Origin of the sequence: Gemmiger formicilis (genome assembly GCF_016901605.1) — a bacterium.
Classification (GTDB): Bacteria; Bacillota; Clostridia; order Oscillospirales; family Ruminococcaceae; genus Gemmiger; species Gemmiger formicilis_B.
In genome coordinates this window covers 1-215 of record NZ_JACJKP010001079.1, presented here as the reverse complement: position 1 = coordinate 215, position 215 = coordinate 1, and the positions used below count along the sequence as shown (strand labels likewise).

Below are 215 nucleotides of genomic sequence, written 5' to 3'. Positions count from 1 at the left end.
GGTATCTTTGCGGTCAGCGTGTTGGGCGTGCTGCTGTTCTGGGCGCTGTGGCGGCTTTGCCGTAATCACCGCAACTGGGGCCAGACGCTGCTGGCCGGTATTCTGGCGTTCAGCCAGGTGGGGCCGTTCCAGCGTATAAGCGGTTGCACCGCACAAGACCAGCACCGGCATATAATACCACCGGGCATAGTAGCTGGAATTGAGGGCATAGAACG

The 215-nt window shown here is 60.0% G+C and carries 1 protein-coding gene; it reads right to left on the bottom strand.

Translation table 11 applies throughout. From position 1 onward, the window contains the following. Window positions 1-215: hypothetical protein (locus H6B10_RS17825; protein WP_204652599.1), on the bottom strand; the 215-nt coding region annotated here is incomplete at both ends.